The following is a 14,492-nucleotide window of genomic DNA, read 5'->3' as shown; positions in this document are numbered from 1 at the left end:
ATGCAATTTGCACGTCATCGCCGTCTGCGCCAAACGGCTAATTTACGAGCTATAGTACGTGAAACACATCTGCATATAGAGGATTTGATTTATCCGATCTTTGTCGTCGAAGGGGAGAAAATAAAAAATGAAGTTCCTTCGATGCCTGGCGTGTATCAACAGTCGCTTGATTATGCGCTTGAAGACGTGCGCGAGGCTGTTCAATTAGGCGTGCGTTCTATTATTGTGTTTGGTGTACCAAACGAAAAAAACGAGGTCGCTTCACAAGCATATTGCGAACATGGAATTGTTCAACTCGCTATTCGAGCTATAAAAAATGCGTTTCCGGAACTTGTCGTTATTGCGGATACATGTTTATGCCATTATACGAGCCATGGGCATTGTGGTATCGTAGAAAACGGAACGATTGTCAATGACGATACGCTTGAATTGTTGGCGAAAACAGCAGTAAGCCAAGCGAAAGCCGGAGCGGACATTATCGCACCGTCTAATATGATGGACGGATTTGTCGCGGCGATTCGCCAAGCGTTAGATGAAGAAGGATTCACATATGTACCGATCATGTCTTATGCGGTCAAATATGCTTCGGCATTTTACGGCCCGTTTCGTGATGCTGCTCATAGTGCCCCGCAGTTTGGCGATCGTAAAACGTATCAAATGGATCCGGCTAATCGTCTAGAAGCGTTTCGTGAAGCGCAAGCGGATGTAGATCAAGGAGCCGACTTTTTAATGGTGAAACCGGCACTGTCTTATCTAGATATTATTCGCGACCTCAAAAATCATTTCCATTTGCCGATCGTTGCTTACAATGTGAGCGGAGAATATGCGATGGTAAAAGCAGCCGCTCAAAATGGTTGGATTGATGAAAAAGCAGTTGTGCTAGAAATGTTAACAAGCATGAAACGAGCAGGAACGGATTTAATTTTAACGTATTTTGCAAAAGACGTTGCTCGTTGGTTAAAGGAGGATAAATAATGCGTAGCTATGAACGTTCAAAAGCGGCATATGCCGAAGCCGTAAAGCTTATGCCTGGTGGTGTAAACAGTCCAGTGCGCGCATTTAAAGCGGTGAAAATGGATCCAATTTTTATGGCGCGCGGAAAAGGGTCAAAAATTTATGACATTGACGGCAACGAATACATTGATTACGTCTTATCTTGGGGACCGCTTATTTTAGGTCACGCAAACGATCAAGTTGTCGAGGCGCTCAAACGGGTAGCAGAAACAGGGACAAGCTTTGGGGCTCCAACGTTAATTGAAAATGAACTCGCTAAACTTGTCATGGAGCGTATGCCGTCTATTGAAATCATCCGCATGGTAAGCTCAGGAACTGAAGCGACGATGAGCGCTCTTCGCCTAGCGCGCGGTTATACAGGACGAAATAAAATTGTAAAGTTTGAAGGCTGCTATCACGGGCATGGAGACTCGCTTTTAATTAAAGCAGGGTCAGGTGTTGCGACGCTCGGTTTGCCGGATAGCCCAGGGGTGCCGGAAACAGTTGCCCAACATACGATTACTGTACCGTACAACGACTTACAAAGTGTGCGTTATGCGTTTGAAAAGTTCGGTGAAGATATTGCGGCAGTTATTGTCGAACCTGTTGCAGGAAACATGGGAGTCGTTCCGCCAGAGCCAGGCTTCTTACAAGGTTTACGGGATGTGACGAACGAATACGGTGCGCTTCTTATTTTTGATGAAGTGATGACAGGTTTCCGTGTTGACTATTATAGCGGCCAAGGATATTACGGTGTCACCCCTGATTTAACATGTCTTGGAAAAGTCATCGGTGGTGGGCTACCAGTCGGTGCGTATGGTGGTCGGGCTGATATTATGGAGAAAATTGCGCCGAGCGGTCCGATTTATCAAGCGGGTACGTTATCAGGAAATCCGATGGCGATGACAGCAGGGTATGAAACGTTGCGTCAGTTGACGCCAGAAACGTATGAGCAGTTTAAGAAAAAAGCGAATCGCTTAGCGGAAGGATTAAGCGAAGCGGCAAAAGCATATAACATTCCACATACGATTAACCAAGCTGGTTCGATGATCGGCATGTTCTTTACAAATGAGCGTGTCATCAATTACGAAACAGCGAAAACATCCGATTTAGACTTATTTGCTCGTTATTATCAAGAAATGGCGAACGAAGGCATTTTCTTGCCACCGTCGCAGTTTGAAGGCATGTTTTTATCGACTGCACATACCGATGAAGACATTGAAAAAACAATTGAAGCAGCACGCCGTGCGTTTGCGAAACTAATGTCTTAAAAGGGAAGCAAATGGTTACAAGAAGCAGAGAGCGTAAGTAGCTCTCTGTTTTTTATCAAAAATATAGAAGGATAGAACAAAATTTTTATTGACAGAATTGATGTTTTTTTTTTTATTATTCAATCATCATTCGATTACATGCGAAAGGAGTGGTTTTTTTCATCGAGCATGGCTTATCAACGAACGTTGTTTTAACAAAAGGACAGCGTCAAAGGAGCGGGAGAGATGTCTTTTTGGAGTTCATTAAGCAAATTAGGACATTTTGTCGAGAAAAAGGTAGAACAGACGGTAAAGCATGTCGCAAATGACGTCAAAAAAGTAGAGAAGACCATTCAGCAAACCGCTCAGCAAGTAGAAAAGAAAGTCGAGCCAGTGGTGAAACAGGTCGTAAAAGATACAGTACACATTAGCCAAAAGGCAAAGGAAGCTTTTCATCAAGCGGAAAAGAAAGCGGAACAAGCGGTAAAGCACGTTATCCACGAGGTGAAACAAACGGAGAAAGCAGCTCAAAAGATCGAAAAGAAAGTGGAACGTTCCGCGAAACAAGCAGTGAAAGATACGGTACATATTAGCGAGAAGGCACAAAAAGCGTTTCACGAGGCGGAAAAGAAGGCGGAGCAAGTGGCAAAGCACGTCGTTCACGATGTGAAAAAAGCTGTGTCCGAAGTGGTTTATCCGATTGGACATAAGATAAAGCAAGAGATCAAAGATACGGAGAAAACGATCGAACGCGGTGCACATCAACTAGAAAAGAAAGCAGAGCATGCCGCTAAGCAGGCGCTTCATGGTATAATCAATGCAGGACAAAACGCCGAGCGAACGGTTCGGCAAGTAAGAAAAAACATCGAAAAATCCATCCACGAGTTTTCAAAACACCCGATCGACAGCACGATAGAGTTTGTTAGAGGCGCAGGCGATGCAGCGTTGGCGGATGTAACATTTAATGCTGTGCAACAAAGATTTTACGATCGCAAACACCCTGTCGCATACGAAGCAGGTCAGATGGTAGGGCATGCGGTATGGACGATAGGTGGGATGAAAGTAACTGAGATATCCTCTGTGATCGGAGCAGGTGGAGCAGTAGTTAGTTTGAGCGGAGGTGGAGCGTTTGCTGGGGTTCCTGCAATGGCTGCCGGTGCTGCAGGAATGACTGTTGGAGGAGTGATGATGAAAACAGGAATCACAAACTTCTCCAAAAGTGCAAGCGATTTGTCCCAGCAACTAAGTCGGAATGAAGGTGTTTCAGAGAAAGCTTTCAAGGGAATAGAGAATATTAAATATGGTGAACAATACACAAGGATCAATCGTAAAAAGGCGTTAAAGTCAAATGTAGAGTACGCAACAAAAGAAGGATATCGATATACTACGGATGATAAGGGGCGTATTTCTAGCGTTGAAGCTAAATTAGAGTTAGGAAAAGCTGGCCGAAATTCATACGCCCAAAAAGTAGTAGGAAGGGAAGATAGATTTCCAAACGATGAGGGTGGTCATTTAATAGCAAGTATATTTAAAGGGTCTGGCGATATTGATAACTTAGTACCAATGAATGCTACGCTAAATAGGAGTGAGTATAAGACCCTAGAGAATACTTGGAAAAAAGCTTTAGAAGAGGGGAAAACGGTTGAAGTAAAAATTGAACCTATTTATAAGGGAGATTCTTCGCGTCCTGCTAAATTCGAAGTGGAATACAGGATTGATGGAAAGAAATACGAAGTTACCTTAACTAATTATGCAGGGGGGAAATAGATTTGGAAACTAAAAATATGGAAGTATTATACCAAAAAATTGCGAATATCTTAATTGATATGATTCCAGAAGACTGGGAAAAAATATTGCTGTACGCTGAAGTTAGGGAAGGATTTTCTCAAGTATATTTTTATTACTATCCAGTAAATAGAGCAGAGCCTGTATATAGCTTAGATATCCCGGATATTTTTCAAGTAGACAAACGCTTTTATAAAGAGTTAAAGCGAGAGCTCAATGAATGTTTTGAAGAACTCTGGAATGAGTTCAGAGTGCAAAACCAAGAACCATGGACAAATTTAACTTACATTTTGGATAACACAGGTCGAATGAGAATCAACTACGGATATGACGATCTTTCAGAAATGAGCCCTGTAGAAAAACAAGAAAAGTGGGAAAATGAATATTTAAATTAAAGAACATGGCAGGATACATTCCTGTCACCGTTGACGAGCATACGGATGAAGACATCGAAAAAACAATAGAAGCAGCGCGTCGTGCGTTTGCGAAAATGAGCGATTGCCTATAAGGCGTCGCTTTTTTTATGCATACTTCTTTTTTCCTTCTCATACTCATAGTAATGTGAAATGACTTGGACGTTGAAGGAGAGATGAGCATGTTGCGTTTTTCAATTGAAGAAGCGATTGCCTTTCGGCGTGAACATCACGTTGATCAGTTATTATCGATTTCGCTACAACCGACCGTTACGATTGAGGAAAAAGAAGATTATGTGTATATTCGCGGGGTGTTGGAACTGTCAGGGGAGTATGCGAAACGAGAAGAAGATGGAGAGGACGATCCATCGGTTGAGGCCGTTCGCTACGTTGAGCATGTCCGTATAAATGATGAACAAATTGGTGAATTTTTGCATCAATTTCCGATTGACGTTACCGTACCAAAAGAGCGAATTGACGACCTCGAACAAGTATATGTATGGATTGAATCGTTTGATTATGATTTAAAGCAACATGAATTACGTCTTATTGCAGAAGTGGCCATTCATGGTATTCAAATGGACGATGATGGTGAAGATGATGAATGGGAGCCATACAATGTAGACGATTTCGAGCCGTTTGAAGTCGTTGCACGGCAAGAAGCATATCAACAGCAAGAAGAAGAAACGGAAGAAGAAGAGAATATCGTTAACGTCCCACCATTTTATATGTTTCATGAAGAAAATGAACAAGTAGAAGATCAACATGAAGTAGAACGAGCTGAACAACAAAAAGAAGAAAAACAATCGTTTCAACTTGAAATGAAAGGGAGAGATACAAACGAAAAACGAAATGAAAACGCCTTATATTTAACAAAACTATTCGAGAAAAACGAAGAACAGGCGTTTGCACGTTTGAAAATTTGCATCGTCCAACAAGGTGATTCGTTGGACAAGATTGCCGAGCGATACGACGTATCTGTCCAACAGTTGTTGCGGACAAATCATTTAGAAAGCGGTGCAGATATACACGAAGGGCAGTTGTTATACATTCCAACGCCAAGTAAAGTGTAAAAGGGTTGCATGATGATGAAAACGGTGCAACGACAACATGAACGTATACAAAAATGGGAAATGGCAAATAGAACATATGCGCTCAAACGAATCGATTCATTGGCACATTGGCAGGCAATTGAACAAGCTCATCGCTTACGCATCCCTCTTGCCATTCCGATTTACGAAACGAAAAAGCGAGATGGGCAATGGTATTATATGATGCCTTGGTTAAAAGAAAAAACGGATCCAACATCGTCATTTTTTCACGATTTGGCGCGATGGCATAAACATTCGTTAAAGGAAATGCAAACGATGGAAACGGAAATTGAATCGTATTATAACGAACGAAAAAGCTCACTTGAAAAAACAAAACAAACATTAACTCAGTATATTGAACAATGTGAAAAACAATGGTATATGTCGCCATTTCAACTGCAATGCTGCACCCATTTTCTCGACGTTATGCGCGCTATTTCGTTTTCTGAACATACGTTAAATGAGTGGCGTGAGCGAATGAGAGAAAAAAAGACGGTGCGCATTTGCTATATTCACGGTCGCCCATCGTTTCGCCATTATGTCGAGCGAGATGATGGCACATCGTATTTTATTAGTTTCGAACGAGCACGCTGGGCACCTCCATTTCATGATTTACTTTTCTTTTTTCGCCAATATTTGCACACGTATCCGATAGCATGTGATGAAGCAGTACCATGGCTTTCACAATATGAACAAACATTGGCGCTTGAAGAAGATGAGCGGTTACTATTTTTTCATTTACTTGTTGATCCTCATCGTTTTGTTCGTCTCATTCATCGGTACGAACAACAACGTCATGAGCGACAGTTCATCGCCGTTTGGCAACAGGCGTATTGGCAAATGAAAAATATCGAATATGTCATTGGAAAATGGGAAGAAGAAAAACAAACGAATCAAATCCAATCATAATGTAAGGCGAATGAAAGAAGAATGAAAATAGCAAGTAAAATGACATCAATTGTTGTTGGAAATAAAATCGTGCGAATTGCTTGAACAACGGTAATCGGAATGATGCATTGTTCAGCAATGAAGCGAAGTTTTCTTAACCACGGTGGCCAAGCGTACGGATTGTAACGCTTACGCATATGCTCACTTCCTTTTCAAATGGTTAGCTCCATATGTTGGAGCTTTTCTTTTTTATCATATGTATAAAGGAGTGAAAATGTGGCAAACCTTATTGACGATTCATATGATTTTTATATAGTATTATGTATGAATAGAAAAAAAGCGAAGATGGGGAAGAGTACGGCGCAACCCGCCTGGCAGAGAGGGAAATCAGTAGCTGCGAGATTTCCTAGGTTTGTGGTCGTCGGAAGGTCGCCCTGGAGCTGCTTCTTCGAACGAAAGTAGAAGAAGCCGGTGCATCGCCGTTATCGATTTGAGTGCTTAAGCGTAGCTTAAGAAAAAAGGTGGTACCGCGAAAGAGTCTCCTTTCGTCCTTTTCGGATGAAAGGAGTTTTTTATTTGAATGAAGGAGGGATTTTTATGTTATCGCCAAAATATGACCACCGTACTGTTGAGGCAAACCGTTATGAATGGTGGTTAAAAGGAAAGTTTTTTGAAGCAACAAGCGATGAAACGAAAAAACCGTTTACGATCGTCATTCCACCGCCAAACGTGACAGGGAAACTTCATTTAGGACATGCGTGGGATACGACGTTGCAAGACATTATTACGCGCATGAAGCGCATGCAAGGATATGACGTTTTATGGCTTCCGGGCATGGACCATGCGGGGATTGCGACGCAAGCAAAAGTAGAAGAAAAGCTTCGCAACGAAGGGAAAACACGTTACGATTTAGGTCGCGAAAAATTCGTCGAAGAGACGTGGAAATGGAAAGAAGAATATGCAGGGCACATTCGCTCTCAATGGGCGAAACTAGGGCTTGGTCTCGATTATACGCGCGAGCGCTTTACGCTTGATGAAGGATTATCAAAAGCGGTGCGTGAAGTATTCGTTTCCCTATATAACAAAGGACTTATTTATCGTGGCGAATACATTATTAACTGGGATCCGGTTACAAAAACAGCATTATCGGACATTGAAGTCGTGTATAAAGATGTGCAAGGTGCCCTATATCATATGCGCTATCCACTTGCAGACGGCTCAGGCTATATCGAAGTGGCAACGACTCGTCCAGAAACGATGCTCGGCGATACAGCCGTTGCTGTTCATCCAGAAGACGAGCGCTACAAACATCTTATCGGAAAAACAGTCATTTTACCGATCGTTGGTCGTGAAATTCCGATTATTGGTGATGAGTACGTCGATATGTCTTTCGGTTCCGGAGCGGTGAAAATTACGCCAGCACATGATCCAAACGACTTTGAAATCGGAAACCGTCATAACTTGCCGCGCGTTCTTGTCATGAATGAAGACGGTACGATGAACGACAATGCGCTTCAATATAAGGGACTCGATCGTTTCGAATGCCGTAAACAAATTGTCAAAGATTTACAAGAACAAGGTGTGCTATTTAAAATCGAAGAGCATATGCATTCAGTCGGTCATAGTGAACGAAGCGGTGCTGTCGTAGAACCGTATTTATCGACACAATGGTTCGTCAAAATGAAGCCGCTTGCTGAAGCTGCGATTGAACTACAAAAAACAGAAGGAAAAGTGAATTTCGTTCCAGAGCGATTTGAAAAAACGTATTTACATTGGATGGAAAATATCCGCGATTGGTGCATTTCTCGCCAACTTTGGTGGGGACATCGCATTCCAGCATGGTATCATAAAGAAACAGGCGAAGTATATGTTGGACACGAGCCACCAGCAGATATTGAAAATTGGGAACAAGACCCAGATGTATTAGATACGTGGTTTAGCTCAGCGCTTTGGCCATTTTCAACAATGGGCTGGCCAGATGAAACATCGGCAGACTATAACCGTTATTATCCAACAGATGTGCTTGTTACAGGCTATGACATCATTTTCTTCTGGGTATCGCGCATGATTTTCCAAGCGCTTGAGTTTACAGGCAAACGACCGTTTAAAGATGTTCTCATTCACGGACTAGTACGCGATGCACAAGGACGAAAAATGAGTAAATCGCTTGGCAATGGCGTCGATCCGATGGATGTCATTGATCAGTACGGTGCCGACTCGCTTCGTTACTTTTTAGCGACAGGAAGCGCACCTGGTCAAGACTTGCGCTTTAGCACCGAAAAAGTTGAAGCGACATGGAACTTTGTCAATAAAATTTGGAACGCTTCTCGTTTTGCGCTTATGAACATGGAAGGATTCACGTACGAGGATATCGACTTACATGGTGAAAAATCGGTTGCCGATCATTGGATTTTAACACGCTTAAATGAAACGATTGAGACGGTGACAAAACTTGCCGATAAATACGAGTTTGGTGAAGTCGGTCGCGTGTTATATAACTTCATTTGGGACGACTTATGCGACTGGTATATCGAAATGGCGAAATTGCCACTATACGGTGACGATGAACAAGCGAAGAAAACGACGCGCTCTGTTCTTGCTTATGTGCTTGATCAAACGATGCGTCTCCTTCATCCGTTTATGCCGTTTGTGACGGAAGAAATTTGGCAACAGCTTCCGCATGAAGGAGAGTCGATTACGGTTGCTCCGTGGCCAAAAGTTCGTCCTGAACTAAGCAATCATGAAGCGGCTGAACAAATGCGTTTGCTTGTTGATATTATTCGAGCGGTGCGTAACATTCGTGCAGAAGTGAATACGCCGTTAAGCAAGCCAATTACGTTGCACATTAAAGCAAAAGACGAGCAAATTGCGAATACCCTTCAGAAAAACCGCTCATATATCGAGCGCTTCTGTAACCCTAGTGAGCTTGTCATCGACACGACGATTCCAACCGTTGAAAAAGCGATGACAGCTGTTGTGACAGGTGCGGAACTAAGCTTGCCGCTCGAAGGATTAATTAATATTGAAGAAGAAGTGAAACGCCTCGAAAAAGAGTTACAAAAACTCGATCAAGAAGTGGAGCGTGTGCAAAAGAAACTAAGCAATGAGGGATTTTTAGCGAAAGCGCCAGCACATGTTGTCGAAGAGGAGCGGAAAAAAGAGCGTGACTATATCGAAAAACGCGAAGCTGTCCGCGCCCGTCTTGCGCAATTAAAACAATAGTTTTATGATGAAGACGAATCCATTTTGGATTCGTCTTTCACTTTGATAGAAGGGGGATTTTTCATGGTTCGTACATATAAAGAAGCAGTTGAATGGATTCATGGACGGTTAAAGTTAGGGGTCAAACCGGGACTAAAACGAATGGAATGGATGATGGAAAAGCTCGATCATCCAGAGCGTCGCATCAAAGCGATTCATGTCGGTGGGACGAATGGAAAAGGATCAACCGTTTGCTTTTTACGTCATATATTACAAGAAGCAGGGTATCGTGTCGGAACGTTTACATCGCCGTATGTTGAACAATTTAATGAACGCATTAGTATAAACGGGCAGCCGATTAGCGATGTCGATCTGATCAAACTAGTGCAAATCATTCAACCTTTAGCAGAGGAGTTAGAACAGACGGAATTAGGTGGGCCGACAGAATTTGAAGTCATTACCGCCATGGCGCTTTACTATTTTGGGAAAATGAACGTGCAAGACGTCGTCATTTTTGAAGTAGGGCTTGGGGGCCGTTTAGATTCAACGAACGTTATTTATCCGCTTTTATCAGTGATTACAAACGTCGGCTACGATCATATACATATATTAGGGAATACACTTGAACAAATTGCGTTTGAAAAAGCGGGAATTATTAAAGCAGGAATCCCTGTTATTACTGCGATCAATCAGCCGGAGGCGCTACAAGTAGTAGAAGAAAAAGCGGCATCTGTGCGAGCAAAAACGTATGCGCTCGGTCGTGATTTTACCGTTTTCTCCCATGAACCAACGGCAAGTGGGGAACGTTTTTCGTTACAAACGCCGTTTACGACATATCACGATATAACGACAACGATGCTTGGGGCACATCAAGTGAAAAATGCCGCGCTGGCGTTAATGGTTGCCGATTATTTACGAACGTATTATTCGTTTTTGATTGAACGTGAACATATGTATCACGGTATTCGAAAAGCGGAGTGGCTCGGACGATTTGAAAAGATGAACGATCGTCCATTGATCATCATTGATGGAGCACATAACGAAGAGGGAATTGATAGCCTTGTGGCGACGATGAACGTTCACTATCCGAATCGTCGTGTGCATGTTCTCTTTACAGCGCTAGGTGATAAACCGGTCACAGCGATGATTCGAAAGCTAGAATCGATTGCCGAAACGATGACGTTTACAACGTTTGATTTTCCACGTGCCCTTTCCGCCGAGCAACTTGCGGAACAAGCGATGCATCCGAATGTACAATACACAAATGACTGGAAACAATGGCTGAAAGAAAAACGAAAACAAATCGCAAAGGACGATATCATTTTAATTACAGGTTCACTTTATTTCATCTCAAACGTACGAAATTTTATAAAAAATAAATATAAGTAAGACGAAAATTGCTGGTATAATAGATAAAAAGTAGGATTTTTGAAAGGGGGAGAGGTAGGTGAAAAGGGCTGTTTCGGTATTTTTAACGCTTCTTTTACTCGTTCCATTATTCATTCCTGTCATCACTGTACGTGCGAACGACAATATCACATACAATGTTCTTGAAATTGTCAGTCATGCCAACCAATTATCTTCATCACCGTTAAAGCAAGAACTAGGAAGTACGTCCAATATTAACGTGACGACGATGACGATGAAACGTTTTGTCGCTTTGCGTGATGAATTAGACGGTAAATATGATGCGATTGTGATTTCGAGCGGAGATTATAATCCAACAAAACTAGGCATGACCACGAGCAGCAATAGAAGTGCATCCCATAATACAACGAATATTTTAAACGATGTGACAGATTTGAAAGCTGGACAAATAAAACAATTTTATATTGACAAAGGATTGCCTGTTTTTCTTCATGACAGTAGCGTAAAAAAATATCCAACAAGTAAATTGTATAGTTACTCTCAATCCAATGCATGGAAGTCAAAAACAAACGTCATTTTCTTTACAACGAATACGAATATGAAAAACTATTTTGCGACAAATGGCACGAAACGTCCTCATTTTGTGTTAACAAATGCTCCATCTTCGACACAGGTGTATACAAAAGGAGATACGTTGTCATTTGCATATCAAATTACGAATTATACACAATTTCAAAATAAATTACTGACTGTCAACTTATATATCGACTCCGATTTTAACGACAAATATACGAGTGAAGAAATTGTTGCATCAAAGCAAGTGCAAGGAGCAACAGGAACGATTTCGTACACACTCCCAGCAGGTTATTCTGGTCCGCGTTATTGGAAAGTGGAAATTGTTGATGAAACAAGCGCGTTAAAAGATTATGAAAAAGGGTTTGTGAAGTTTCAAAATGTACCAGCAACGATCAAAGTATTACAAATACGCAAAGGGAACGATGCGAGTTCATTATTAAATACAAAAAACATGAACCCGAATTTTTTAAGTCGTGCAAACGAATATAGCATTAGCATTGACGTAACAACATTAACAGATTTTCAAAAAAGCAAGGCGTACGAGCCAAATTATTCACATGAAGTCATTAATGGAAAATATGACATGATTATTTTCGGGTTTGCCGATTGTTATAACGGATGCGGTTCTGTTGTTTCTTTAAATCAAAATACAGTTCAATCCGTTAAAAACTTTATTCAATCTGGTCAAAGTGTCATGTTTACACACGATGTGATGTTTGGATCAAATAACGTATGGGTAAATGAATTCGGCCCGATTGTGCAACAAATTCAACCGCAAACGGATTTAGGAAACGGTGCGCCAAATGCATCGACAAGTACAAAACAAGTGAATAGTGGTTTAATGACAAACTATCCATTTGCCTTAGGTGATAGCATTACAATCGCAACAACGCACAACCAATACTATACATTAAATTTAGAAAATGAGAGTGTGATCCCTTGGTACAATATTGACGGATCTCCTCGTGATGTATACGATAGTTGGAACCATTATTATACGTATTCCAATGGAAACGTCACATATTCAGGAACGGGGCATGTAGGGACAACAGCAGCATTTCCAGACGAAGAACAAAAACTATTCGTCAATACAATGTATCGTGCGTTTTTCGGTTCGAACCATGCACCGCAATTAACGGTTATTACGCCGCAAGAAAACGAAAAAATTCCGAGCAATCAGCCAATTGAACTATCGTATAAAGTAGAAGATTTAGATTTAGTCGACCGAACGTTTTCTACGAAAGTATGGTTAAACGATCAAGAAGTGTATGCACAAAACAACGTACCAAACGGCACAACGATTATTCAATCGCTTCCACACAACATGCCAAACGGTGGAATAGCGAAAATGAAAATTGAGGCAACTGATGCACGCGGTGCAAAAGTAACGAAAGAATTTCAAGTGATTATTGAAAAAGTATCGGCAAATATTGAAGTGAGTCGAACGATTTCAAAAACGCTTACTCCAGTCGATGAATCGATTGCGATGCAGTATACAATCACACCAAAACCATTATCGTTATTGACGAATACGTTGTTAAAAGTGACAAACGTTGCATTTGAAGAAAAATTGTCAGCAGGCATTGAAGTCGTTTCTTTGCCGAATGGATTTACAAAACAAGGGACAATCACAGAAGGATATACAATTAAAGGGGTATTGCCAGACATTTCGTTTATCAAATCAGGAACGACGTATATCGCTGAACCACAAACGTTCGCGATTCAAGTGAAACCGACAACAAAAGGAACGTTTTCGTTATCGCAAGCAAAACTGACGTACAAAGATGTGAATACACAAGTCGTCAATTTAACGTTTAACGCTCTGTCGTTCGTTTCCGATTATAAAATTACAGATATTACGTTACCAAGCACGATGTTTGTAAATCGTGGTGTGCCGAAAAATGCGCGTTTATTGTTAAACGTTTTGCCGCAAGAAGCAACGATCGCCTCAGTGGAGTGGAGCGAAAACAGTAACGGACAAATCATTTCAATCGATCAAAACGGCGTCATTACCGCAGTACAAGAAGGAACGGCACAAGTGACAGTAAAAGTAAAAGATATGTTTGGTAACGTAAAAACAACAACGATGACGGTGATCGTACGCATCCCAGTTGATTCGATGACAATAAACGATTTTACCGTTCATGTTGGTGAAACGATTCCAATTCCAATTACCGTATCACCGGCAGATGCGAAAAAAGCCGTATCTTATTCACTAGGAAATAGTTTGTATGCTGAAATTAACGGTGCAAACGGCACAATTACCGGATTAAAAGAAGGAGTAACAACACTAACCGTTCAAGCGTTTAATCGAAATGATGAGCTCATTGAAAAAACGGTTACTGTCACCGTTCAAGCGATCCCAGTAACTGCCGTTATTGTATCGCCAACAGTTGCGAATATAAATATTGGCGAAACAACTACGCTCACAGCAACAGTTGCGCCAAATAATGCGACGTATCAAGCGGTGGAATGGCGGTCATCGAATCCGAATATCGCTTCGGTTGATGAAAATGGAAAGATTACAGGTGTGAGCACAGGACAAGTGACAATTACCGCGCAAGCGCATAACGGTGTCATTGGAACAGCCATTGTTCATGTCGGCTCACCGTTAACAGGTATTTCGCTTCCATCCACATTAGTTGTACAAAAAGGAAAAACGATCAATGTATTACCGTACATTGTACCAATTCCAGCAAATGCGACAACAAAAATTGTGAGCCGTTCATTTACAATCGAAAACAGCTACTATGCCGTTGTTGATCAAAATGGAGAGGTAACTGCGAAACGTCTCGGTGAAACGCCATTAACAGTAAAATTGACCGATGAAAACGGTAAAACGTGGACGGCATCAACGGTCATTCGCGTCGTTGAACATGCGACAGACCCAACGAAAGGCGGAAATAAAAACGGCTGGTTGTACTAAC

The 14,492-nt window shown here is 41.6% G+C and carries 10 protein-coding genes and 1 other annotated feature; of the genes, 9 read left to right on the top strand and 1 reads right to left on the bottom strand.

Going from position 1 to position 14,492, the window contains the following annotated elements; genetic code table 11:
* The 6 genes from hemB (at position 1) to HNR43_RS03285 (ending at position 6,441) form a co-directional block, all read left to right on the top strand.
* Positions 1-975 (top strand): porphobilinogen synthase, encoded by a 975-nt coding sequence (gene hemB, locus HNR43_RS03310; protein WP_183241280.1) that lies wholly within the window; start codon positions 1-3, stop codon positions 973-975.
* Entirely contained in the window at positions 975-2,264 is a 1,290-nt protein-coding gene (gene hemL, locus HNR43_RS03305) for a glutamate-1-semialdehyde 2,1-aminomutase (RefSeq protein ID WP_183241277.1), read from the top strand. Before hemB ends, hemL begins: the two co-directional genes overlap by 1 nt.
* 225 nt (positions 2,265-2,489) lie before the next feature.
* Positions 2,490-4,010: a DNA/RNA non-specific endonuclease gene (locus HNR43_RS14120; protein WP_246346229.1), complete on the top strand. Its 1,521-nt coding sequence runs from the start codon at positions 2,490-2,492 to the stop codon at positions 4,008-4,010.
* 2 nt (positions 4,011-4,012) lie between these two features.
* On the top strand, positions 4,013-4,423 hold the full coding sequence (locus tag HNR43_RS03295; RefSeq protein WP_246346228.1) for an immunity protein YezG family protein: 411 nt from the start codon (positions 4,013-4,015) through the stop codon (positions 4,421-4,423).
* A 200-nt stretch (positions 4,424-4,623) separates the two neighbouring features.
* The gene (locus tag HNR43_RS03290) at positions 4,624-5,514 is read left to right on the top strand and encodes a LysM peptidoglycan-binding domain-containing protein (protein WP_183241274.1); all 891 of its coding nucleotides are present in this window, start codon (positions 4,624-4,626) and stop codon (positions 5,512-5,514) included.
* 15 nt (positions 5,515-5,529) lie between these two features.
* Positions 5,530-6,441 carry a protein kinase family protein gene (locus HNR43_RS03285; protein ID WP_246346227.1) on the top strand — a complete coding sequence of 304 codons (912 nt, stop codon included), beginning with the start codon at positions 5,530-5,532 and terminating at the stop codon, positions 6,439-6,441.
* On the opposite strand, the gene HNR43_RS03280 is transcribed toward HNR43_RS03285, so the two are convergent.
* Positions 6,426-6,617, bottom strand: a complete 192-nt coding sequence (locus HNR43_RS03280) for a hypothetical protein (RefSeq protein WP_003396391.1) — start codon at positions 6,615-6,617, stop codon at positions 6,426-6,428. The two genes, HNR43_RS03285 and HNR43_RS03280, sit on opposite strands and share 16 nt — an antisense overlap.
* A gap of 136 nt (positions 6,618-6,753) precedes the next feature.
* Positions 6,754-6,976: a binding site (T-box leader), on the top strand.
* A gap of 41 nt (positions 6,977-7,017) precedes the next feature.
* On the opposite strand from HNR43_RS03280, the gene HNR43_RS03275 reads away from it, so the two are divergent.
* The 3 genes from HNR43_RS03275 (at position 7,018) to HNR43_RS03265 (ending at position 14,491) form a co-directional block, all read left to right on the top strand.
* Complete coding sequence (locus tag HNR43_RS03275; protein ID WP_183241269.1) at positions 7,018-9,642, top strand: valine--tRNA ligase; 2,625 nt, start codon at positions 7,018-7,020, stop codon at positions 9,640-9,642.
* A gap of 63 nt (positions 9,643-9,705) precedes the next feature.
* The gene (locus HNR43_RS03270; RefSeq protein ID WP_183241267.1) at positions 9,706-11,010 is read left to right on the top strand and encodes a bifunctional folylpolyglutamate synthase/dihydrofolate synthase; all 1,305 of its coding nucleotides are present in this window, start codon (positions 9,706-9,708) and stop codon (positions 11,008-11,010) included.
* Between the two features lie 58 nt (positions 11,011-11,068).
* Positions 11,069-14,491 (top strand): Ig-like domain-containing protein, encoded by a 3,423-nt coding sequence (locus HNR43_RS03265; RefSeq protein ID WP_183241264.1) that lies wholly within the window; start codon positions 11,069-11,071, stop codon positions 14,489-14,491.
* Position 14,492 lies beyond the last annotated feature (1 nt).

It is taken from the genome of Anoxybacillus mongoliensis, from assembly GCF_014201515.1.
Classification (GTDB): domain Bacteria; phylum Bacillota; class Bacilli; order Bacillales; family Anoxybacillaceae; genus Anoxybacillus; species Anoxybacillus mongoliensis.
Note: the sequence above shows the minus strand (reverse complement) of the source record. Positions and strands in the feature narration are given on the sequence as shown.

Excerpts from the sequence above, each read along its gene's own strand:
- hemL (WP_183241277.1), top strand. The coding sequence starts at position 975 with ATGCGTAGCTATGAACGTTCAAAAGCGGCATATGCCGAAGCCGTAAAG.
- HNR43_RS03290 (WP_183241274.1), top strand. The coding sequence starts at position 4,624 with ATGTTGCGTTTTTCAATTGAAGAAGCGATTGCCTTTCGGCGTGAACAT.
- HNR43_RS03275 (WP_183241269.1), top strand. The coding sequence starts at position 7,018 with ATGTTATCGCCAAAATATGACCACCGTACTGTTGAGGCAAACCGTTAT.
- hemB (WP_183241280.1), top strand. The coding sequence starts at position 1 with ATGCAATTTGCACGTCATCGCCGTCTGCGCCAAACGGCTAATTTACGA.
- HNR43_RS03280 (WP_003396391.1), bottom strand. The coding sequence starts at position 6,617 with ATGCGTAAGCGTTACAATCCGTACGCTTGGCCACCGTGGTTAAGAAAA.
- HNR43_RS14120 (WP_246346229.1), top strand. The coding sequence starts at position 2,490 with ATGTCTTTTTGGAGTTCATTAAGCAAATTAGGACATTTTGTCGAGAAA.
- HNR43_RS03285 (WP_246346227.1), top strand. The coding sequence starts at position 5,530 with ATGAAAACGGTGCAACGACAACATGAACGTATACAAAAATGGGAAATG.
- HNR43_RS03270 (WP_183241267.1), top strand. The coding sequence starts at position 9,706 with ATGGTTCGTACATATAAAGAAGCAGTTGAATGGATTCATGGACGGTTA.